This is a genomic window from Hydrogenophaga taeniospiralis CCUG 15921 (assembly GCF_001592305.1).
Lineage (GTDB): Bacteria > Pseudomonadota > Gammaproteobacteria > Burkholderiales > Burkholderiaceae_C > Hydrogenophaga > Hydrogenophaga taeniospiralis.
In genome coordinates this window covers 1-18,687 of the sequence record NZ_BCWR01000019.1, presented here as the reverse complement: position 1 = coordinate 18,687, position 18,687 = coordinate 1, and the positions used below count along the sequence as shown (strand labels likewise).

The window sequence follows — 18,687 nt, the reverse complement described above, 5'->3', positions numbered from 1 at the left end:
CGCATGCCGATCATCGTGGGCGCGCCTCGCTCGGGCACGACGCTGCTGCGGCTGATGCTCGACGCCCATCCCGACCTCGCGATCCCGCCCGAGACGAGTTTCGTCGTTGCCGCCTCGGCGTTGAACGGATCGACGAACGATCTTCGCGCACGCTTTGTCGACACGGTCACCGCCTATCCGCCCCACGCCCCCAACTGGGAGGACTTCGGCCTCGCGCGCGAGGCACTGGCCGAGGCCGTGCAAGCCCTGGAACCTTTCACCGTGGCTGACGGACTGCGGACTTTTTACCGGCTCTACGCGCAACGCTTCGGCAAGCCACGTTGGGGCGAAAAGACGCCGGACTATTCGCTGCACATCGGCGCGATTGCCACGCTGTTGCCAGAGGCCCGGTTCATCCATCTCATTCGCGACGGCCGCGATGTGGTGGCGTCATGGCGCCAGCAATGGTTCTCGCCGGGCCACGAACCCGAAGTCCTGGCGCGTGCCTGGATGGACCGTGTGCTGGCCGCCCGCAACGCAGGCCTCGGCCGCACCCACTACATCGAGATCTTCTACGAAGATCTGGTGGCGCGGCCGGAGGCCGTATTGCGGCAACTGTGCGATTTCCTGGATCTGCCCTGGTCGAACCAGCTGCTGAACCACCAGGAGCGCGCACCCCAGAGGCTGGAAGAACACCGGACTCGTCGCTCACTGGATGGCACGGTCATCGCGAGCCATGCGCAGCGCCTGCGCCAGCAGCGCAGAACAATGGAACGACCGGGCGTTGAACGCATCGGTTCCTGGCGGGAAGAATTGAGCGAAGAAGAAGTCCGGGACTTCGAACGTGTTGCGGGCGGCCTCCTTGTCGAGCTGGGATATGAACTGCACAACCACCACTGATCCGGCCTCAGGCATCGCGCGCCGGTGGTACCAGACGCCTCGGCAATGAGTTCCACGCCCCTTTCATTCAATGAAGATCTGGCGATTTCCAGAGGCAACGAAGCCGATGCCGCGACCGCCATCACCTTGGTTCCCGCCCCCACCGCGCTGGCGCATGCGGTCGTCGGCCTGGGACGCTTCGGCAGTACCCATGCACGCAAGCTGGCCGGGCTGCCGGGCTTTCATCTTCGGGCCATGGTCGACCCCTCCGCAACGCTGCCGCCGGACCCCGTCCTGGGTTTGCTGCCGCTCCTGCGCCATGTCGACGAGTTGCCTCCGGACATCGCATCGGCGACCGTCGCCACCAGCGACACAGCACATGCCGAGGTGGCCATCGCGCTGATGGCGCGTGGCTGCCATGTGCTGGTCGAGAAGCCGTTGTGCCTGACAGCGGCCGATGGCATCCGCATGTTGCGTGCCGCGCGTCAACAGGGAGTGATGCTGTGCACCGGCCACATCGAGCGCTTCAATCCGTTGCTGCATGACGCGCGCCGAGCCGCGTTGCAAGAAGCCGCGCAACGTCACCGGGGCCGACGCGACCCGTTCCTGCATTTCCGGCGCAGCTCTTCGCGCCAAAGCGCCGCGACGGACAGCGTGCTGGACCTGATGGTGCACGACATAGATCTCATGGCTTGGCTGTGCGGCATCTCCAACGACGCTCCGCTGGAACTGATCGAACGCCGGGTGAGCGCCACCGTGGTGCGCGCGCGTGTGCAGCTCGGTGGACTGGTGGCCGTTTTCGAAAGTGGGTTTGGCGCCACCGCGCCCGAAGCCGTGATGCAGGTGCAGGCAGAGGACGGTCCGCTGACGCTCGATCTGCGCTGCCCCGAGGCCCGGCGCCACGCCGACATGGACGCGCTGTGCCGACAATACGTGGCGTTCAGCCGGGCCATCCGTGGCGAGGCCAGCGCCGTCGCCACGGGAGGCGACGGGCTGGCCGCCGTGGTCCGCGCATGCCGCATCCTCGACGCATGACACCCTACACCGCGAGAGCCGCCATCCCCTTCTTCCTGTCGCCGCTCTGCGACGATCCCGACCTGGCCGCGCGCATGACCCGCGCCTGCGCGGACGTGCTGCGCAGCGGCGTGTACGTGCTCGGCCCGCAGGTGCGCGCCTTCGAGGCGTCGCTGTCGGCGATGCTCGACGCGCGCGAGGTGGTTGCCGTCAGTTCCGGCTCCGATGCCTTGTGCCTGGCGCTCGCCGCACTCGGTGTCGGCACGCTCGGCGGTGGCCGGGCCGACGATGAAGTCATGCTGCCCGCCTACACCTTCGTGGCATGCGCCGAAGCCGTGCTCGCCGCCGGCGCTCAACCGGTGTTCGTGGACTGTGGCGCGGGCGGCTTCTTGCCGTCGCTGGAAGCGCACCGCGCGGCCCATGGCGGGCGTACCCGTGCCGTGCTCGCGGTCGGCCTGTTCGGCGACGCCTCGGGCCTGCCCGCGCTTGCCGCCTACTGCCGCATGCACCGGCTGTGGCTGGTCGAGGACATCGCGCAGTGCCTGGGCGCCAGTTGCGCCGCACCGGGCGAACCGGCCCGCATGGCCGGCACCTGGGGCGATGCGGCAGCGATGAGCTTCTACCCCACCAAAACACTGGGAGCCGCGGGGGACGCGGGTGCGTTGGCGTTTGCCGACGCACGGCACGCGCGACAGGCCCGCCTGCTTCGCAACCACGGTCACGAGGCCAACGAACACCTGTGCCTGGGTCGCAACAGTCGCATGGACGAACTGCAGGCAGCCCTGCTGCAGATCGCGCTGGAGACGTTTCCCGAGGCACTCGCGCGACGCCGCCGGATCGCCTCGCGCTATCTCGCAGCCTGGGCCGCGGTGCCGGGGCTGACACTGCCGCCCGACCACGTGGGGCATGCGTGGAACTACTTCGTCGTGACGCTCGACTCCGGTGTGCATCGCGATGCCCTGGCGGACGCACTGGCCCAGGAAGGCATCGCGACCCGGGTCTACTACTCGATACCGCTGCACCGCCACCGTGCGCTGGCCGCGGTGCACGGCGGCGCTTCGCTGCCACACAGCGAGCGCCTGGCGCAATGTTCGCTGGCCCTGCCGCTGTATCCGGCACTGAACGAGGGGGAAATCAACCGGATCGTCGACATCCTTCCCATGGCGTTGAGGCACGCGACGGTGGCAGCGGCAATGACCGCACGCTCGGAATCCTGACATTCCGCGCAGCGCCCTGCGACAACTGGCGGACCGTCGTGCCTGTCGTCGGCGCTTTAGCCCATCTCAGACCCACCAGCCACCTCTTCGCCCTGGGCTGCTTCGTACAGCTCCAGAGGCAAGCCATCGGGGTCAGAGAAAAACACGAAACGCCGGCCGGTGTATTCGTCCACACGCACCGGTTCCACCGCCACCCCCATCGCTTCCAGCCCCTGCTTGCACTGCGCCACATCGTCTACCTCAAAGGCCAGATGCCGCAGGCCCTGCGCTTCCGGGAAAGACGGTCTTGGCGGCGGGTTCGGGAACGAAAACAGCTCGATCTGCGAGCCGTCGGCCAGGGCCAGATCAAGCTTCCAGCTCTGGCGCGGCTCGCGGTAGTGCTCAGCGAGCACGCGCAGGCCCAGCACCTCGGTATAGAAGCGCCGGGACCGCTCGTAGTCAGCGCAGATGATCGCGGCGTGGTGGATGCGCAGCAGCATGGCGCGGGTGCCCTCGGCTTCTGTGCCGCTCAGTCGGCCATCAGGGCCGCCGGGTCCTCGGCGACCAGCACGCTTTGCGCCCAGACCTGCAGCCGTGCGGTGTCGCTGCGCAGGATCTGTTGCTTGACCGCCAGAATCTGGGATGGATGCATGGAAAACGTGCGCAGACCCAGCCCGAGCAGCAGACGCGTCATGGTCACGTCACCGGCCATTTCGCCGCACACGCTCACCCCCTTGCCCTGCGCCCGGCACTGCGCAATCGTGCTCGCGAGCAGTTGCAGCACGGCCGGATGCACCGGGTCGTAGAGATGGGCGACGGCCTCGTCGGCGCGGTCGATCGCCAGGGTGTACTGGATCAGGTCGTTGGTGCCGATGGACAGGAAGTCGAAGTGCCGCAGGAACAGCGGGATGGTCAGCGCCGCCGCGGGGATTTCGATCATCGCGCCCAGCCGCACCGGGCCGTAGACCTGACCGCGGGTGTTGAGCTGCTCGCGCGCCCGGTCCACCAGCACCAGGGTCTGGCGGATCTCGCTGGCGTGGGCCAGCATGGGAATGAGCAGGTTGACCGAGCCGTGCGCGGCCGCGCGCAGGATGGCGCGCAACTGGGCGAGGAACATCGCCGGGTCGGCCAGGCTCCAGCGGATGGCGCGCAGACCCAGCGCGGGGTTGAGGTGGTCTTCGCCCGCGCGCACCGGCGTGCGGTCCAGCGGTTTGTCGGCCCCCACGTCCACCGTGCGGATGGTCACCGGCAGGCCCTGCATGCCTTCGACCGCGCGGCGGTAGGCCTGGTACTGCTCTTCCTCGTCGGGCAGTTTGCCATTGCGGCCCATGAACAGGAATTCGGTGCGGAACAGGCCCACGCCCACGGCGCCGGCCTTGAGGGCAGCCACCGCATCGTCGGGTTGCTCGATATTGGCCTGCAGTTCGATCCGCTGGCCGTCGAGCGTGACGGCCGGGGTGTTCTTCAGGCGCGAGAGGCGCTCGCGCTCGACCTCGCCCTGGCGCTGCTTGAAGCCGTATTCGGCCAGCAGAACGGGCGAAGGATCCACCAGCACCACGCCGGCGTCGCCGTCGATGATGACCCAGTCGTCCTGCTCGACCAGGTGGCTGGCCGAACGCGCGCCGACCACCGCCGGGATGTCCATGCTGCGCGCGACGATGGCGGTGTGGCTGGTCTTGCCCCCGACGTCGGTCACGAAGCCGGCGAACACGCTCTGCTTGAACTGCAGCATGTCGGCGGGCGAGAGGTCGTGTGCGATCAGCACCAGGGGCACATCGACCACGCTGTCGTGCGCGGCATCGCGCCGGGCCTCGGTCCGTACCGGCGCCATGATGGGCGAGGCCACGCCACGCATGAACCGCAGCATGCGCTCGACCACCTGCTCCAGGTCGGCCTTGCGCTCGCGCAGATAGGGGTCTTCCATCTCGTCGAACTGGCGCGCGATCACCTCCAGCTGGGTCGTCAGTGCCCACTCGGCGTTGTAGTGCCGGTCCACGATCCAGTGCTTGACGCCGCTGATGAGCTGCTCGTCCTGCAGCAGCATCAGATGCACGTCGAGCAAGGCGCTGAGTTCGGGATGGGCGTCGTTGGAACCGAGCTCACCCAAACCTTGCTGCACACGCACGATCTCTTCCATCACCGCGTTGCGCGCCTGGCGCAGTCGCTCGATTTCGGCGGTGGTCTGGTCGGCCGTGACGAAGTAGTGCGCCACATCCACGCGGCTGGAGGCGACGATGACGGCCCGCCCGATGGCGATGCCCCGGGAGACCGCCTGGCCGTGGACCGTGAAGCTCATGCGCTCACTCTCCTTCGCCGAACCTGTCGTTCACCAGCGCCACCAGCGCGTCCATGGCCACCTGCTCGTCGCTGCCGATGGTCTCGATCTCAACCGTGCTGCCCAGGCCGGCGGCCAGCATCATGACGCCCATGATGCTCTTGGCGTTGACACGGCGCTCGCCGCGCGACATCCACACTTCGCTGGCGAAGCTGGCCGCGAGTTTGGTGAGTTTGGCCGAGGCGCGTGCGTGCAGCCCGAGCTTATTGCTGATGGTCACGGTGGTCTTGATCATGGGTGGCTCTTCGGGCCTGGTTCTGGGGAGCGGTCACCGCCACCTGGATGACACCCTGCGTGGCGCCGATCATGGCGCGCGAAACGAGCGCATCGAGCGACTCGTGGCGGTAGGACACGGTACGCAGCAGCATGGGCAGGTTGACGCCGGTGATGAGCTTGGAGCTCACGCCGTCGACCAGCCTCTGCGCCACGTTGCAGGGCGTGGCGCCGAACACGTCGGTCACGACCAGGGTGTTGGGCAGGCCGAGCTGGCGCATCAGCGCGCGCGACTGGGCCAGCGATTCTTCGGGCGGTACATTGGGTTGGACATCCAGCGCCGACACCGCGTTCGCGCTGTCGGGGAACACGTGCAGCACGCATTGGCGCAAGGCCGAAGCCAGCGGGGCGTGTGCAATGATGAGGATGCCGTTCATAGCAGAGCAGTTTAGCGGTGTTGGGGCAGCGCGCCACGCCTTCGGGCACGAAGCAACAAGCGCAAAAAGGCCAGATAGGCCAGCACGCAACACCCCAGGAACACGCCCACCGCGCCCCGGTAGCGGTCGGGTTCGCTCCAGCCGAACACGGCCAGCGCGTCGATCGCCAAGCCCACGCCCCATTGCACGGTGAACACCCCCGCGAAAATGATCAGGTTGTAGGCCGAGAGCGCCCGCCCGGCCGCTTCGGCCGGCAGCGCCAGCGCCACCGCCGGCTGCGACAGCGCCACAAAGGTGCTGCAGACACAAAACAGCGCCCACAGCAGCCAACCCGCGCCGGCCCCCAGCCAGACGATGCTCAGCAACACGCACAGGCTCAGCGGCAAGCCCCAGGCGATCAGCCGCTCGGCGCGCAGGCCACGCCGCGCCAGACCCGGGTTGATCATGCCCCAGAGCCAGAACGCACAAAGCATGGACAGGTTGATGCCGAACAGGCCGGCCGCCGACTGCTGGGGCGAATAGCCCGCAACCTTGACCATCCAGGGGCCGGCCCAGAGCGTTTGCACGGCCACCATGCCGCCGTAGTTGAAGAAGCCGATCGGCACCATCTGCTGGAAGTAGGGATGGCGCCAGACCAGGCCATAACCCGCTGGCGTGCCGGCCTCGCGTGGCCCCTCCGGTGTCGACAGGGTGGCGGCCTTGCGCCACGCAGGCACCGCCAGCGCAATGCCGGTCATGGCCAGCACGAACAGCGCCGCCAGTGCCCAGAACAGGCCACGCCAGCCGGTCAGCGGCAGCAACCATTGCACCGGCAGCGTGGCCGCCACCATGCCCAGCGAACCGGTCATGAGCATCCAGGAGTTGGTGCGCATCTGCGTCGCGGGTGTGAGCCAGCGGCGGTAGCCGGTGAGCGGCGCCATCAGGCAGGCACTCACGCCCATGCCGGTGAGCACGCGCGCGGCCAGCAGGCCCGAAAAACCGGTGGCCAGCGCAAACGCCACGCAGCCCAGCACCGCCACGCCCAAAAAGCCCAGGATCACCCGCCGCGGTCCGTGGCGGTCCAGCCAGTTGCCCAGCGGCAGCTGGGTCAGCGCGAAACCGAGAAAGTAGCCGCCCGCCAGCAGTCCCAGGTCGCTGGCCTGCAGGGCGAGTTCGACGCTCAGGATGGGTGACAGCGTGGCCGTGACCGCGCGCACCAGCGCTGAAAGAAAGTAGGCCAGCGCGAATGCGAGAAACACCAGCACCGCCGCCCGCGCGCCCAACACATCCGGCGCGGTCAATGGGGGTACACCGTGCGGTGTGGCCAGGTAGCGCACCGGCCCGGGCTCTCGGTGCGGCGGGGTGGCGACGTCTGGCTCGATCGGTGGCTTCACGGCAAGCGCAGCCCTTCGAAAAAGGTGTCGACCACGGCGTCGGGCAGGGTCGGGCCGTACACCGCTGCCTGGTACAGCTGCGCCCCACGCGCGAAATACAGGGCCCGCGCGTGCACCACCCGACCGTCGTGGCCGGTGCCAGCCGCCACCAGCCCCTGCACGCGCTCGGCCCCCGGCACCGCAGCACTCCACTGCGTCTGCGGCGCATCCGCGAGTGCCGGGTCCACCCGCATCGAGGCCAGCGTGGCCACGCGCCACTGCGCCAGTGCCTCGGGTACATGGGCCCCCTCGCCCATGTCGGCCCAAGCCACGGCAAAGGTCAGGCCGCCGGTGTCGCAGCTGTGCATGTGCAGCTCGGTCGGCGCGCCACCCAGCGGCACGGCGCGCACGGCGCTCTCGGGCTTGCAGGGCATGAGGGCCAGCAAGGGCGAGCCCTCAGGGCGCAATTCGCGCCAGTTGAACGTGGGGCTGCAGGCACACAAAGCCAGCACGGCCAGGCCGGCGACACGGGGCAGACGACGGCACGCGCGACGCACACCGGCCAGGACAGGGAGCAGCATGGGATTCCAGCGGAAGTCGGCCTTGCGTCGGCGACGGCCGGCGCAGGCCGGGTCGCGCACAATGGCGAAATGAACGCTCTGGATGGTATCCGCATACTTGATTTGTCGCGCGTGCTCGCCGGCCCCTGGTGCACGCAAACGCTGGCCGATCTGGGCGCCGATGTGGTGAAGGTGGAGCGCCCGCCTGGCCCCCAACACCCCGGCGGCGACGACACGCGTGGCTGGGGTCCGCCGTTTCTGCGCGGGCACGACGGTGCCGACACCGCCGAGGCCGCCTACTACCTGGGCGCCAACCGCAACAAGCGCTCCATCACCTGCGACATCGCCCAGCCCGAAGGCCAGGCCCTGATCCGCGAACTGGCGGCCAAGGCCGACGTGTTCGTCGAGAACTACAAGGTCGGCGACATGGCGCGCTATGGGCTGGACTACGAGCGACTGCGGGCGATCAACCCCCGGCTGGTCTACTGCTCGATCACCGGTTTTGGCCAGACCGGCCCCTACCAGGACCGCGCCGGCTACGACTTCGCGATCCAGGCCATGGGCGGCCTGATGAGCGTGACCGGCGAGCGCGACGACCTGCCCGGGGGCGGACCGCAAAAGGTGGGTGTGGCCGTGGCCGACCTGTTCACCGGCCTGTACGCCACCGTGGCGATCCAGGCCGCGCTGCGCCACGCCGAGCGCACCGGCGAAGGACAGCACATCGACATGGCGCTGCTCGACACCCAGGTGGCGATGCTGGCCAACCTGGGCGCCAACTACCTGGTGCGGGGCCGCGAAGACGGCAAGGTGCCGGGCCGCGCCGGCAACGCGCACGCCAACATCGTGCCGTACCAGGTGTTCGAGGTGGCGCCCGACGCCCAGGGCGCACCACAGCACATCATCCTGGCCGTGGGCAACGACGGCCAGTTCGCCAAGTTCTGCGAGGTGGCCGGTCGGCCCGAGCTGGCCGCCGACGCGCTTTTCGCCCGCAACCAGGACCGCGTGCGCCACCGCGACACCCTGGTGCCCGAGCTGGCGTCGCTGATGAAGACCCGTGGCAAGGCCGACTGGCTCGGCGCGCTTGAAGCGGCCAAGGTGCCCTGCGGCCCGATCAACAACCTGGCCGAGGTGTTTGCCGACGAACACGTGCGCTCGCGTGGCATGGTCCACACCTGGGCGCACCCGCTGGCCGACACGCTGGACCTGGTGGCAAGCCCGCTCAAACTCAGCGCCACCCCCGTTCGCAACGATCTACCGCCACCGCTGCTGGGCCAGCACACGGCCGAGGTGTTGAACGACTGGCTGGGCGATTCACCGCAACGCTTGTCTGAACTTCAACGGCGTGGCATCGTCTGAAAGGGACACTGCAACCGCCCCACATCCACCCAGCCGACCGCCCATGACCACGCCCACAACCGCCGCCCCGCCCGCCACGGAGCCCACATCCCGCCCGGCGTCGGACACCAAAGCCGCATTGCCCAGCCCCGCGTCGCTGCGCGCGGCCGCCCAGGCCGCGGCCGCACGGGGCGAGCCGCTGGTGGTCATGACCACATTGCCCGGCTGCCCGTACTGCGATCTGGTGCGCAACCACCACCTGCTGCCCATGCGGCGCGACGGCCTGGTGCACGCGGTGCAGATCGACATCCGGGACCGCACCAGCAACCTGCAGGGCTTTGGCGGGGAAAACACCACCCCGGCCGAACAGGCGCGGCGGTGGAATGCGCGTTTTGCGCCCACGGTGTTGTTCCTGGGCCCGGACGGTCGCGAACTGGCCGAGCGCCTGGTCGGCGTTGCCGTGCCCGACTTCTACGGCGACTACCTGGACGCACGACTGACCACGGCCCGCCAGGCGCTGAAACGAGCTTGACCTGGCGCAGACACGGGTGATGCCCGTTTCGTTAAACTGCAACGCCCACAGCGTGGATGGAACTCCCGGTGAGCAACGCGATCTCAAAACGGTGCGTTCTTGACGCCCATCCGATCCGCCGGGTATCGCTCCACGTTTCCCCCCGCCGCCGCCTCACCATGATCCACGCATTCCGCCTTCCCCTCCAGGCTTCCAGGCGCCCGTTCTTTGCCGTCCTGCTGGCCCTGAGCGTCTCCGCAGTGCTGGCGCTGACCGGCTGCGCCGCTCGGGAGGACGCCCCCGCGTCCACCTTCGTGCTGCTCGACGGTACGACCACCACCACCGCCGACTTCAAGGGCAAGGTGACCCTGGTGAACTTCTGGGCCACCACCTGTGTGACCTGCGTGAAGGAAATGCCGTCGCTGGTCAACACCCACAACAAATACAAGGGTCAGGGCTACGACACCGTTGCGGTGGCCATGAGCTACGACCCGCCCGCCTGGGTGCTCAATTTCACCCAGACCCGGCAGTTGCCCTTCAAGGTGGCGTTCGACAACACGGGTGAGCTGGCCAAAAGCTGGGGCGACGTCCGGCTCACGCCCACCACCTACCTGCTGGACAAACAAGGCCGCATCGTGAAGCGCTTTGTCGGCGAACCCGACTTCACGGCCCTGCACAGTCTGATCGAGGAACTGCTGGCCCAGAGCTGACCCCGGGGAGCATGCCGTCCAAAGAAGAGGGGCTGACGTTGAACGGCGTCAGCCCCTCTTTGATTTTCCGGCTTGGCCCTGGCCCAGCGCCGGGCCTCTCAGTCCTTGCGGAACGCGTCGTGGCAAGCCTTGCAGCTTTTTCCCGCGGCGCCAAAGGCCTCTTTCACGCTGTCCAGGTTGCCGGTCTTGGCCGCGGCCGACAGCTTGGCCACCTCGGCCTGCATTTTCTCGGCCGCCTGCTTGAACTTGGCCTGGTCGGTCCAGATGTCCGGCTTGGCCCGGGTCTCGCCCTTGTCGGTCCCCTCGCCGAAGGCCACGAATGGCAGCTTGCTCAGCGTCTCCACCAGCGCGGCGTTGTCGGCCGCCACCTGGGCGTCGAACGGAACCCGTCCGTTGGCCATGGCGCCGATCCGGCCAAAGTGATGGCCCATGACCGTCAGGACCGATTTGCGGTACTTGACCGCGTCCTCGGCTTTCTGGAACTGCGCCATGGCCGGCGCAGACAGTCCAACCAGGGGAACGACCAATGCAAGCGATGCGAGAGCCTTCATGTGAACTCCTTTGCGGTGGGGATCTGACAGGATGTAGGCGTTGAGCGCTACACCGCGCAGAGTGTGGCACAGGCACTTTGGTTCCTCGGGAACCGGATTCGTGCGATCGTCTCCATAATCGGCGTCGACCCATTGTCTGGAGTCCTGCCATGCACACCGTACGCGTCTGGGATCTGCCGACCCGCCTGTTTCACTGGGCCCTGGTGCTCTGCGTCATCGGACAGATCATCACCGCCAATGTCGGCGGCAACTGGATGAACTGGCATCTGCGCCTGGGCTATGCCGTGCTGACCTTGTTGTTGTTCCGACTGGTCTGGGGTTTTGTGGGCGGGCACTGGTCGCGCTTTTCCAGCTTTGTCTACGCGCCGGGAACGGTGTTGGCATATCTCCGGGGCCAGGCCCGGCCCGAGCACCGGGTGGGCCACAGCCCGCTGGGCGCCTTGTCGGTGTTCGCCTTGCTGGCCATCCTGCTGGCCCAGGTGGGCAGCGGCCTGTTCAGCGACGACGAGATCGCCTTCTCCGGACCGCTGGTGGCCCTGGTCTCGGGCGACACCGTGGGTCTGGCGACCACCTACCACAGGAGTGTTGGCAAGCTGTTCGTGGTGGCGCTTGTGGCCTTGCATCTGCTGGCCATCGGCTATTACAAGCTGGTCAAGAAGGAGCGGCTGGTCCGTCCCATGATCGACGGCGACAAGCAGGTGCAGGCGCCCATGCCCAGCGCACGGGACACGGTGCGCACCCGCCTGTTCGCCTTGGGCGTGTTGGTGCTGTGTGCGGTGGCGGTGAATCGGTTGGTCGGGCTCGGTGCGGCCACGACCTTCTGACCCACCCCGCGCCCGGCGCCTTGTCGTATAGTCACAGGCCGACTGACTTCCGCCGATGCCCTGCCGCATCCTGTCGTGTCCATGACCGAGCCTGTTTCCGCCGAGATCACCCTGCACCTGGCCCAGACGCCGGAAGATCTGCAAGCCGCGCGTGCACTCTTCCTCGACTATCAGGCCGATCTGGGCATTGATCTGTGTTTCCAGGGTTTCGAGGCCGAGCTCGACAACCTGCCCGGCGACTACGCGGAACCGGCGGGAGGCTTGATGCTGGCCCGGGTGGACGGCGCGCCAGCGGGTTGCTGCGCTTTTCGTCCACTGGCCAACAGCGACCACCTCAACGCCTGCGAAATGAAGCGCCTGTTTGTCCGCCGCGCATTTCGGGGCTTTGGCCTGGGCCGGCAACTGGTCGAACAGATCATGTCGCGCGCGCAGTTGGCCGGCTACACCACCATGCTGCTCGACACCTTGAGCGACATGGAAGCCGCACGCGCGCTCTACCAGGAAGCCGGATTCATTGAGGTCCCGCCCTACTACCACAACCCATTGCCCGGGGCGCACTACCTCAAAGTCGCGCTGTGACCCGCGGGCGCGATCACAAAGAAAAGGGGCAGACCGCCGATGGCGATCTGCCCCCTCTTTTGGGGTTCTTCAGCCCATTCAGCCGGCTGCGCGTGCCTGTGCCAACAGGGTGGCGGCATCGCTCACTTCGAACTTGCCGGGCCCCTCGATGTTCAGCGTCTGCACCACGCCATCCTTGAGCAGCATCGAATAGCGGTTGCTGCGCAGGCCGAGGCCCTTGCCCGTCAGGTCCAGCGTCAGACCGGTGGCCTTGGCGAAGGCGGCATCACCGTCACCGAGCATGCGAACCTTGTCGCCGGTCTTCTGGTCGCGCGCCCAAGCCCCCATCACGAACGCATCGTTCACGCTCAGGCACCAGATTTCGTCCACGCCCGCCGCCTTGAACGCGTCGAACTGCTCCACATAGCCGGGCACATGCTTGGCCGAGCAGGTGGGCGTGAATGCGCCGGGCAAACCAAACACAGCGATCGTCTTTCCCGCGCTGGCCTTCTGCGTATCGACCGGGTTCGGTCCGATGCTGCAACCATTGCCTTCAACCTCGATGTACTCCATCAGCGTGGCCGCCGGAATCTTGTCACCCACCTGGATCATGTGTTGCTCCTCGTATATGTGTAGATAAGGCCCGAAGGCCAGCCGTCCCGCCCCACAGAAAAGTGGATCGGAAAAAGAAAAAGCGACCGAATTGTCGGTCGCTTTTCGGATCTGTGCTGCGCGCAGCACAAAGAGGCTTACACCAGTGCGGCTTTCTGCACCAGGCGCGTGGCCACCCAGTTCTTCGTCTTGGACAGCGGACGGCTTTCGGTGATCTCGATCACGTCGCCCGTCTTGTATTCGCCGTTTTCGTCGTGTGCGTGGTACTTGCTCGACTTGGCAACGATCTTGTCGTACAGCTCGTGCTTCACACGGCGCTCGACCAGAACCGTCACGGTCTTGGCACGCTTGTCGCTGACCACCTTGCCAACCAAGGTGCGCTTGAGGGATGTTTTAGCTTCCGTCATGGTCACTCCTTATTTGGCCGCGGCCGCAGCACGCTGCTTCTCGGACAGGATGGTCTTGGCACGGGCAATCGCACGACGGGTGTCGCCCAGCGTGGCGTTGTTGTTGAGTTGTTGCGTGGCTTTTTGCATACGCAGACCGAAGTGGGCCTTTTGCAGCGATTTCACTTCGGCTTCGAGGCCGGCCACATCCTTTTGGCGCAGTTCAGCAGTTTTCATCTTGTGTTCTCCTGAATCACTGACCCAACAGGCGCGTCACGAACGTGGTGCGCAGCGGAAGCTTGGCGGCGGCCAGCGTGAACGCTTCGCGCGCCAGCTGCTCGGGCACACCCACGATCTCGTAGAGCACCTTGCCAGGCTGGATTTCAGCCACGTAGTACTCCACCGAGCCCTTGCCGTTGCCCATACGGACTTCGGCAGGCTTCTGGGAAATCGGCTTGTCCGGGAACACGCGGATCCAGATACGGCCGCCACGCTTGACGTGACGGGAAATCGCACGGCGTGCGGCTTCGATCTGGCGGGCCGTCAGACGACCGCGATCGGTGGACTTCAGACCGAAGTCACCGAACGCCACGGTGGCGCCACTGGTGGCGACGCCCGTGTTGCGTCCTTTTTGCTCTTTACGGTATTTGCGACGAGCGGGTTGCAACATGTTTATTCTCCTTTGCCGTCCGCAGCTGCAGATGCGGGTGCGTCTTTACGAACGCGCTTAACGGCGGGTTTGGTGTCACCACCCGTGGCTTCGGCAGGCTTGTCGCTGCCATCGGCCGGGGCGGCATTGGCGCCAGGGCGGCGAACCGCTGCGCGGGCAGGAGGACCTGCCGGACGCTCGCGGCGCGGACCACGCGGACGGCGCTCTTCTTCGGCACGCGGCGCTTCTGCGACCACGGGCGCATCGTTGCGACCCAGGGTGTCGCCCTTGTAGACCCAGACCTTGACACCGATGATGCCGTAGGTGGTCTTGGCTTCGGATGTGCCGTAGTCGATGTCGGCGCGCAGGGTGTGAAGCGGCACGCGGCCTTCGCGGTACCACTCGCAACGAGCGATTTCGATACCGTTGAGACGACCGGACGACATGATCTTGATGCCCAGAGCACCCAGACGCATGGCGTTCTGCATAGCGCGCTTCATGGCGCGGCGGAACATGATGCGCTTTTCGAGCTGCTGCGTGATGCTGTCGGCGATCAGCTTGGCATCGATTTCAGGCTTGCGCACTTCTTCGATGTTGACCGCAACCGGCACGCCCAGCTTGGCGGCCAGTTCTTTCTTCAGCTTCTCGATGTCTTCGCCCTTCTTGCCGATCACCACGCCCGGACGTGCCGAGTAAATGGTGATGCGTGCGTTCTTGGCAGGACGCTCGATCACGACGCGTGAGACGGCGGCGTTCTTCAGCTTGGCCTTCAGGTACTCACGCACCTTGATGTCTTCGGCCAGCATGCCCGCGAAATCGCGGTTGCTGGCATACCAACGGCTGGCCCAGTTGCGGGAAACTGCGAGGCGGAACCCGGTCGGGTTGATTTTCTGTCCCATATTCCTGTGACCTCTTCAGTTGCCAACCGTCACGTAGATGTGACACGTGGGTTTGCTGATGCGGTTGCCGCGGCCTTTGGCGCGGGCCGAGAAGCGCTTGAGCGTGGCACCTTGTTCGACGTAGATCGTGGTGACCTTCAGTTCGTCGATGTCGGCGCCATCGTTGTGTTCAGCGTTGGCGATGGCAGACTCCAGGGCCTTCTTGACGATGCCAGCGGCCTTCTTCTGCGTGAACGCCAGGATGTTCAGGGCCTGGTCGACCTTTTTGCCGCGAATCAGGTCGGCAACCAGTCGGCCTTTGTCCACCGACAGGCGCACGCCGCGAACGACAGAGCGGGTTTCTGTACTCATGGTTGGTCCTTACTTCTTCGCTTTTTTGTCGGCCGGATGGCCTTTGAACGTGCGCGTCAGCGAGAACTCGCCGAGCTTGTGTCCAACCATCTGATCGGTGATGTACACGGGCACGTGCTGCTTGCCGTTGTGAACGGCGATGGTCAGTCCGATGAAATCGGGCAGGATCATGGAGCGACGCGACCAGGTCTTGACAGGTTTTTTGTCCTTGCTGGACACGGCCTTTTCCACTTTGGCCATCAGGTGATGGTCAACGAAGGGGCCTTTTTTGAGTGAGCGTGTCATGTTGTCAACCCTTTACTTCTTGCGACGCGACACGATCATCGACTGCGTGCGGCGGTTGTTGCGGGTGCGATAGCCCTTGGTCAGGTTGCCCCACGGATCCACCGGCGCGCGGCCTTCGCCGGTCTTGCCTTCACCACCACCGTGCGGGTGGTCGATCGGGTTCATCGCGGTACCGCGAACGGTCGGACGAATGCCCATGTGACGCTTCACACCGGCCTTGCCCAACTGGCGCAGGCTGTGCTCCTGGTTGGACACTTCGCCGATGGTGGCGCGGCAGTCCACGTGGACCTTGCGCACTTCACCCGAGCGCATGCGCACCTGGGCGTAGATGCCTTCGCGGGCCAGCAGCACAGCCGAAGCGCCAGCGGAACGGGCGATTTGCGCGCCCTTGCCAACCTGCAGCTCGATGCAGTGGATGGTCGAACCGACCGGGATGTTGCGGATCGGCAGGGTGTTGCCGACACGAATCGGCGACTCCGAGCCGGACAACAGCGTGGCACCGATTTCAACACCACGCGGGGCGATGATGTAACGACGCTCGCCGTCGGCGTAGCACAGCAGCGCAATGTGGGCGGTGCGGTTCGGGTCGTATTCGATGCGTTCGACCTTGGCCGGAATGCCGTCCTTGTTGCGACGGAAGTCGACCACACGGTAGTGGTGCTTGTGACCACCGCCTTTGTGGCGGGTGGTGATGTGACCGTTGTTGTTGCGGCCAGCCTTCTGGAACTGGGGCTCCAGCAGCGGCGCAAAACCTTCACCCTTGTGCAGGTGGTCACGCGTGACCTTCACCATGCCGCGACGGCCTGGTGAGGTCGGTTTCATCTTGATGACTGCCATGATTAAACGCCCTCTCCGCCGAAGTTCAGCTCTTGACCCGGCATCAGCGTCACGTAGGCCTTGCGCACGTGGTCGCGACGACCAACGGTCTTGCCAAAACGCTTGGATTTGCCCTTCTGGTTGAGCACGGAAACGCCCTTGACCTGCACCTTGAACATCAGTTCAACAGCGGCCTTGATTTCGGGCTTGGAAGCATCGCGCAACACCTTGAACATCACGGCGTTGGTCTGCTCGGCGACCTGAGTGGCCTTCTCGGACACGATGGGTGCCACGAGAACCTGCATCAGACGGCCTTCGTCGTATTTCGTGACGCTCATGCGAACATCTCCTTGAGCTGGTCGATGGCACCCTTGGTGACGATCACCTTCTTGTAGTGCACCAGCGACACCGGATCGGCGTAACGCGGCTCAACGACGAGCACGTTGGGCAGGTTGCGCGAAGCCAGGTACAGGTTTTCGTCGATTTCTTCGGCGATCACCAGAACGTGGTTCAGGTTCATGGCCTTGAACTTGTCGGCGAGCTGCTTGGTCTTGGGCGAGTCCACCTTGATGGAATCGACCACGGCCAGGCGGCCTTCACGCACCAGTTGCGAGAAGATGGACGCCATGCCGGCGCGGTACATCTTCTTGTTGAGCTTCTGGGTGAAGTTTTCGTCGGGGCTGTTCGGGAAAATGCGACCGCCTCCGCGCCACAGCGGGGAAGACGTCATACCGGCGCGGGCGCGGCCCGTGCCTTTTTGCTTGAACGGCTTCTTCGTCGAGTGCTTGACCATTTCACGGTCTTTTTGAGCACGCGTACCCTGGCGGGCGTTGGCTTGATAAGCCACCACCAGCTGGTGAATCAGCGCTTCGTTGTAGTCGCGACCAAACACGGTCTCGGGCACGTCCACATTGGACGAGGCTTGACCCTGGTCATTCAGGAGTTCAACTTGCATCAGTTAGCTCCCTTGTTGACTTTGGCTTTGACAGCGGGGCGAACGGTCAGGAAACCGCCGTTGGAGCCCGGCACAGCGCCACGGATCATCAGCAGTTGGCGGGCTTCGTCAACGCGGAAGATGTCCAGGTTCTGGATGGTCTTGGTCTGATCGCCCATGTGGCCGGTCATCTTCTTGCCCGGAAACACGCGACCCGGATCCTGGGCCATGGAGATCGAACCCGGCACGTTGTGCGAACGGCTGTTGCCGTGCGAGGCGCGCTGGGATTTGAAGTTGTGGCGCTTGATGGTGCCGGCAAAACCTTTACCGATCGAAGTACCTTGCACGTCCACCTTCTGGCCCGCTGCGAAGATCGCATTGGCAGCCACCACGGCACCAGGCTGGTACTGGGCAGCGACGTCGGAGGCGACGCGGAATTCCTGGATGATCTCACCCGCTTCAACACCGGCTTTCGCCAGGTGGCCCGCTTCGGGCTTGGTGACGCGGGAAGCACGGCGGACACCAAAGGTGACCTGCAGCGCATCGTAGCCATCGTTGGCTTGAGTTTTGACTTGTGTCACACGGTTGTTGGACACGTCGACCACCGTGACAGGAACTGCGTCCCCGTCATCGGTGAACAGGCGCATCATGCCCACCTTGCGACCCAACAACCCGAGGGAGTTGCTAAGACTCATTGTTTTCTCCGTTCCCGACTTCAATTGGCCGGGGCTGATGGTGCATCGGCCCGCCCCAGAGGGCACCGACACGTTTTAGGAATACGGCAACTGCAAAATTGACAGGCCGCATCGGCGCAAAGCCGAACCTCTCAAGCCAAAGCTTGAAAAGCCTGCCAGTATAACCAGCAGGCTTTTTTTTTGCAAGTCCACCGGCAGCATTTGCCAGCGGAACCGCGCAGAGTGTTTACTGCAGCTTGATTTCGACGTCCACGCCGGCCGGCAGGTCAAGCTTCATCAGGGCATCCACCGTTTTGTCGGTCGGATCCACGATGTCCATCAGACGCTGGTGGGTGCGGATTTCGAGCTGATCGCGGCTGGTCTTGTTGACGTGCGGCGAACGCAGGATGTCGAAACGCTTCATGCGCGTCGGCAGGGGCACGGGGCCCTTGACGATGGCGCCGGTGCGCTTGGCGGTGTCAACGATCTCGGCGGCCGAGGTGTCGATCAGCTTGTAGTCGAAGGCCTTGAGGCGGATGCGGATTTTTTGCTTGGAAGACATGGTAATTCCTTTGTTTGGTCAATCGCTTGTGGACCAGGCCCAGGGCCCGGTCCCGCAAACAAATC

The 18,687-nt window shown here is 65.4% G+C and carries 27 protein-coding genes; 8 read left to right on the top strand and 19 right to left on the bottom strand.

What is annotated here, in order from left to right; genetic code table 11:
• Positions 1-3: 3 nt before the first annotated feature.
• From HTA01S_RS20330 to HTA01S_RS20320, 3 genes are read left to right on the top strand one after another with little or no spacing between them, the layout of a single operon-like run.
• Entirely contained in the window at positions 4-879 is an 876-nt protein-coding gene (locus HTA01S_RS20330; protein WP_068174659.1) for a sulfotransferase family protein, read from the top strand.
• 45 nt (positions 880-924) lie between these two features.
• A complete protein-coding gene (locus HTA01S_RS20325) occupies positions 925-1,893 on the top strand; it encodes a Gfo/Idh/MocA family protein (protein WP_068174658.1) in 969 nt (322 codons plus the stop codon).
• Entirely contained in the window at positions 1,872-3,089 is a 1,218-nt protein-coding gene (locus HTA01S_RS20320) for a DegT/DnrJ/EryC1/StrS family aminotransferase (protein WP_245638161.1), read from the top strand. The genes HTA01S_RS20325 and HTA01S_RS20320 overlap by 22 nt, the downstream gene beginning before the upstream one ends.
• Before the next feature lie 56 nt (positions 3,090-3,145).
• Here the strand turns inward: HTA01S_RS20320 and gloA2 are convergent, their stop codons facing one another.
• The 6 genes from gloA2 to HTA01S_RS20290 all read right to left on the bottom strand — a co-directional run bounded on the left by gloA2 (position 3,146) and on the right by HTA01S_RS20290 (position 7,986).
• Positions 3,146-3,568, bottom strand: coding sequence for an SMU1112c/YaeR family gloxylase I-like metalloprotein (gene gloA2, locus HTA01S_RS20315; RefSeq protein WP_068174656.1), 423 nt, complete (start codon positions 3,566-3,568; stop codon positions 3,146-3,148).
• 29 nt (positions 3,569-3,597) lie between these two features.
• Positions 3,598-5,364 carry a phosphoenolpyruvate--protein phosphotransferase gene (gene ptsP / locus HTA01S_RS20310; protein WP_068174654.1) on the bottom strand — a complete coding sequence of 589 codons (1,767 nt, stop codon included), beginning with the start codon at positions 5,362-5,364 and terminating at the stop codon, positions 3,598-3,600.
• A 4-nt stretch (positions 5,365-5,368) separates the two neighbouring features.
• Positions 5,369-5,638 (bottom strand): HPr family phosphocarrier protein, encoded by a 270-nt coding sequence (locus HTA01S_RS20305; RefSeq protein WP_068174652.1) that lies wholly within the window; start codon positions 5,636-5,638, stop codon positions 5,369-5,371.
• Positions 5,607-6,053: a PTS sugar transporter subunit IIA gene (locus tag HTA01S_RS20300; RefSeq protein WP_068174649.1), complete on the bottom strand. Its 447-nt coding sequence runs from the start codon at positions 6,051-6,053 to the stop codon at positions 5,607-5,609. The genes HTA01S_RS20305 and HTA01S_RS20300 overlap by 32 nt, the downstream gene beginning before the upstream one ends.
• 11 nt (positions 6,054-6,064) lie before the next feature.
• Positions 6,065-7,333, bottom strand: a complete 1,269-nt coding sequence (locus HTA01S_RS20295; RefSeq protein WP_068174647.1) for an MFS transporter — start codon at positions 7,331-7,333, stop codon at positions 6,065-6,067.
• An 89-nt stretch (positions 7,334-7,422) separates the two neighbouring features.
• A complete protein-coding gene (locus tag HTA01S_RS20290) occupies positions 7,423-7,986 on the bottom strand; it encodes a hypothetical protein (RefSeq protein WP_068174645.1) in 564 nt (187 codons plus the stop codon).
• Between the two features lie 69 nt (positions 7,987-8,055).
• Here HTA01S_RS20290 and HTA01S_RS20285 point away from each other — a divergent pair, with 69 nt between their 5' ends.
• The 3 genes from HTA01S_RS20285 (at position 8,056) to HTA01S_RS20275 (ending at position 10,521) form a co-directional block, all read left to right on the top strand.
• Positions 8,056-9,321, top strand: a complete 1,266-nt coding sequence (locus HTA01S_RS20285; RefSeq protein ID WP_068174644.1) for a CaiB/BaiF CoA transferase family protein — start codon at positions 8,056-8,058, stop codon at positions 9,319-9,321.
• Between the two features lie 43 nt (positions 9,322-9,364).
• The gene (locus tag HTA01S_RS25415) at positions 9,365-9,832 is read left to right on the top strand and encodes a thioredoxin fold domain-containing protein (RefSeq protein WP_245638160.1); all 468 of its coding nucleotides are present in this window, start codon (positions 9,365-9,367) and stop codon (positions 9,830-9,832) included.
• Between the two features lie 158 nt (positions 9,833-9,990).
• A complete protein-coding gene (locus tag HTA01S_RS20275) occupies positions 9,991-10,521 on the top strand; it encodes a TlpA family protein disulfide reductase (protein ID WP_068174642.1) in 531 nt (176 codons plus the stop codon).
• Positions 10,522-10,619: 98 nt separating this feature from the next.
• Here HTA01S_RS20275 and HTA01S_RS20270 read toward each other — a convergent pair whose 3' ends face one another.
• Entirely contained in the window at positions 10,620-11,072 is a 453-nt protein-coding gene (locus HTA01S_RS20270) for a c-type cytochrome (protein ID WP_068174640.1), read from the bottom strand.
• A gap of 149 nt (positions 11,073-11,221) precedes the next feature.
• On the opposite strand from HTA01S_RS20270, the gene HTA01S_RS20265 reads away from it, so the two are divergent.
• Both HTA01S_RS20265 and HTA01S_RS20260 read left to right on the top strand, forming a co-directional pair.
• Positions 11,222-11,896: a cytochrome b/b6 domain-containing protein gene (locus HTA01S_RS20265; RefSeq protein ID WP_068174638.1), complete on the top strand. Its 675-nt coding sequence runs from the start codon at positions 11,222-11,224 to the stop codon at positions 11,894-11,896.
• Between the two features lie 81 nt (positions 11,897-11,977).
• Entirely contained in the window at positions 11,978-12,475 is a 498-nt protein-coding gene (locus HTA01S_RS20260; protein WP_068174636.1) for a GNAT family N-acetyltransferase, read from the top strand.
• Between the two features lie 78 nt (positions 12,476-12,553).
• Here HTA01S_RS20260 and HTA01S_RS20255 read toward each other — a convergent pair whose 3' ends face one another.
• From HTA01S_RS20255 to rpsJ, 12 genes are all read right to left on the bottom strand, one after another.
• Positions 12,554-13,066, bottom strand: a complete 513-nt coding sequence (locus tag HTA01S_RS20255) for a peroxiredoxin (RefSeq protein WP_068174634.1) — start codon at positions 13,064-13,066, stop codon at positions 12,554-12,556.
• A 137-nt stretch (positions 13,067-13,203) separates the two neighbouring features.
• The gene (rpsQ, locus tag HTA01S_RS20250) at positions 13,204-13,473 is read right to left on the bottom strand and encodes a 30S ribosomal protein S17 (protein WP_068174632.1); all 270 of its coding nucleotides are present in this window, start codon (positions 13,471-13,473) and stop codon (positions 13,204-13,206) included.
• A gap of 9 nt (positions 13,474-13,482) precedes the next feature.
• A complete protein-coding gene (gene rpmC / locus HTA01S_RS20245; protein ID WP_068174629.1) occupies positions 13,483-13,689 on the bottom strand; it encodes a 50S ribosomal protein L29 in 207 nt (68 codons plus the stop codon).
• A 16-nt stretch (positions 13,690-13,705) separates the two neighbouring features.
• The gene (gene rplP / locus HTA01S_RS20240) at positions 13,706-14,122 is read right to left on the bottom strand and encodes a 50S ribosomal protein L16 (protein WP_068174628.1); all 417 of its coding nucleotides are present in this window, start codon (positions 14,120-14,122) and stop codon (positions 13,706-13,708) included.
• A 2-nt stretch (positions 14,123-14,124) separates the two neighbouring features.
• A complete protein-coding gene (gene rpsC, locus HTA01S_RS20235) occupies positions 14,125-15,000 on the bottom strand; it encodes a 30S ribosomal protein S3 (protein WP_068174626.1) in 876 nt (291 codons plus the stop codon).
• Between the two features lie 15 nt (positions 15,001-15,015).
• Positions 15,016-15,351: a 50S ribosomal protein L22 gene (rplV, locus tag HTA01S_RS20230; protein ID WP_068174624.1), complete on the bottom strand. Its 336-nt coding sequence runs from the start codon at positions 15,349-15,351 to the stop codon at positions 15,016-15,018.
• Between the two features lie 9 nt (positions 15,352-15,360).
• Positions 15,361-15,636 carry a 30S ribosomal protein S19 gene (gene rpsS / locus HTA01S_RS20225; protein WP_068174623.1) on the bottom strand — a complete coding sequence of 92 codons (276 nt, stop codon included), beginning with the start codon at positions 15,634-15,636 and terminating at the stop codon, positions 15,361-15,363.
• Between the two features lie 12 nt (positions 15,637-15,648).
• Positions 15,649-16,473, bottom strand: a complete 825-nt coding sequence (gene rplB, locus HTA01S_RS20220; RefSeq protein WP_068174621.1) for a 50S ribosomal protein L2 — start codon at positions 16,471-16,473, stop codon at positions 15,649-15,651.
• A gap of 2 nt (positions 16,474-16,475) precedes the next feature.
• Positions 16,476-16,790, bottom strand: coding sequence for a 50S ribosomal protein L23 (rplW, locus tag HTA01S_RS20215; RefSeq protein WP_068174618.1), 315 nt, complete (start codon positions 16,788-16,790; stop codon positions 16,476-16,478).
• Positions 16,787-17,407, bottom strand: coding sequence for a 50S ribosomal protein L4 (gene rplD, locus HTA01S_RS20210; RefSeq protein WP_068174616.1), 621 nt, complete (start codon positions 17,405-17,407; stop codon positions 16,787-16,789). The genes rplW and rplD overlap by 4 nt, the downstream gene beginning before the upstream one ends.
• The gene (gene rplC, locus HTA01S_RS20205; RefSeq protein WP_068174615.1) at positions 17,407-18,081 is read right to left on the bottom strand and encodes a 50S ribosomal protein L3; all 675 of its coding nucleotides are present in this window, start codon (positions 18,079-18,081) and stop codon (positions 17,407-17,409) included. The genes rplD and rplC overlap by 1 nt, the downstream gene beginning before the upstream one ends.
• A 226-nt stretch (positions 18,082-18,307) precedes the next feature.
• Positions 18,308-18,622 (bottom strand): 30S ribosomal protein S10, encoded by a 315-nt coding sequence (gene rpsJ, locus HTA01S_RS20200; RefSeq protein ID WP_068174613.1) that lies wholly within the window; start codon positions 18,620-18,622, stop codon positions 18,308-18,310.
• Between the last annotated feature and the right edge of the window lie 65 nt (positions 18,623-18,687).

What these genes read in the sequence shown, in the direction of transcription:
- HTA01S_RS20285 (WP_068174644.1), top strand. Translation starts at nt 8,056, where the DNA reads ATGAACGCTCTGGATGGTATCCGCATACTTGATTTGTCGCGCGTGCTC.
- HTA01S_RS20290 (WP_068174645.1), bottom strand. Translation starts at nt 7,986, where the DNA reads ATGCTGCTCCCTGTCCTGGCCGGTGTGCGTCGCGCGTGCCGTCGTCTG.
- rpsQ (WP_068174632.1), bottom strand. Translation starts at nt 13,473, where the DNA reads ATGACGGAAGCTAAAACATCCCTCAAGCGCACCTTGGTTGGCAAGGTG.
- rplV (WP_068174624.1), bottom strand. Translation starts at nt 15,351, where the DNA reads ATGAGTACAGAAACCCGCTCTGTCGTTCGCGGCGTGCGCCTGTCGGTG.
- ptsP (WP_068174654.1), bottom strand. Translation starts at nt 5,364, where the DNA reads ATGAGCTTCACGGTCCACGGCCAGGCGGTCTCCCGGGGCATCGCCATC.
- HTA01S_RS20270 (WP_068174640.1), bottom strand. Translation starts at nt 11,072, where the DNA reads ATGAAGGCTCTCGCATCGCTTGCATTGGTCGTTCCCCTGGTTGGACTG.
- HTA01S_RS20320 (WP_245638161.1), top strand. Translation starts at nt 1,872, where the DNA reads ATGCCGCATCCTCGACGCATGACACCCTACACCGCGAGAGCCGCCATC.
- HTA01S_RS25415 (WP_245638160.1), top strand. Translation starts at nt 9,365, where the DNA reads ATGACCACGCCCACAACCGCCGCCCCGCCCGCCACGGAGCCCACATCC.
- HTA01S_RS20330 (WP_068174659.1), top strand. Translation starts at nt 4, where the DNA reads ATGCCGATCATCGTGGGCGCGCCTCGCTCGGGCACGACGCTGCTGCGG.
- rplB (WP_068174621.1), bottom strand. Translation starts at nt 16,473, where the DNA reads ATGGCAGTCATCAAGATGAAACCGACCTCACCAGGCCGTCGCGGCATG.
- HTA01S_RS20305 (WP_068174652.1), bottom strand. Translation starts at nt 5,638, where the DNA reads ATGATCAAGACCACCGTGACCATCAGCAATAAGCTCGGGCTGCACGCA.
- HTA01S_RS20325 (WP_068174658.1), top strand. Translation starts at nt 925, where the DNA reads ATGAGTTCCACGCCCCTTTCATTCAATGAAGATCTGGCGATTTCCAGA.
- rpsS (WP_068174623.1), bottom strand. Translation starts at nt 15,636, where the DNA reads ATGACACGCTCACTCAAAAAAGGCCCCTTCGTTGACCATCACCTGATG.
- gloA2 (WP_068174656.1), bottom strand. Translation starts at nt 3,568, where the DNA reads ATGCTGCTGCGCATCCACCACGCCGCGATCATCTGCGCTGACTACGAG.
- rpsJ (WP_068174613.1), bottom strand. Translation starts at nt 18,622, where the DNA reads ATGTCTTCCAAGCAAAAAATCCGCATCCGCCTCAAGGCCTTCGACTAC.
- HTA01S_RS20300 (WP_068174649.1), bottom strand. Translation starts at nt 6,053, where the DNA reads ATGAACGGCATCCTCATCATTGCACACGCCCCGCTGGCTTCGGCCTTG.
- rplD (WP_068174616.1), bottom strand. Translation starts at nt 17,407, where the DNA reads ATGCAAGTTGAACTCCTGAATGACCAGGGTCAAGCCTCGTCCAATGTG.
- HTA01S_RS20260 (WP_068174636.1), top strand. Translation starts at nt 11,978, where the DNA reads ATGACCGAGCCTGTTTCCGCCGAGATCACCCTGCACCTGGCCCAGACG.
- rpmC (WP_068174629.1), bottom strand. Translation starts at nt 13,689, where the DNA reads ATGAAAACTGCTGAACTGCGCCAAAAGGATGTGGCCGGCCTCGAAGCC.
- HTA01S_RS20275 (WP_068174642.1), top strand. Translation starts at nt 9,991, where the DNA reads ATGATCCACGCATTCCGCCTTCCCCTCCAGGCTTCCAGGCGCCCGTTC.
- HTA01S_RS20255 (WP_068174634.1), bottom strand. Translation starts at nt 13,066, where the DNA reads ATGATCCAGGTGGGTGACAAGATTCCGGCGGCCACGCTGATGGAGTAC.
- rplC (WP_068174615.1), bottom strand. Translation starts at nt 18,081, where the DNA reads ATGAGTCTTAGCAACTCCCTCGGGTTGTTGGGTCGCAAGGTGGGCATG.
- rplW (WP_068174618.1), bottom strand. Translation starts at nt 16,790, where the DNA reads ATGAGCGTCACGAAATACGACGAAGGCCGTCTGATGCAGGTTCTCGTG.
- rpsC (WP_068174626.1), bottom strand. Translation starts at nt 15,000, where the DNA reads ATGGGACAGAAAATCAACCCGACCGGGTTCCGCCTCGCAGTTTCCCGC.
- HTA01S_RS20265 (WP_068174638.1), top strand. Translation starts at nt 11,222, where the DNA reads ATGCACACCGTACGCGTCTGGGATCTGCCGACCCGCCTGTTTCACTGG.
- rplP (WP_068174628.1), bottom strand. Translation starts at nt 14,122, where the DNA reads ATGTTGCAACCCGCTCGTCGCAAATACCGTAAAGAGCAAAAAGGACGC.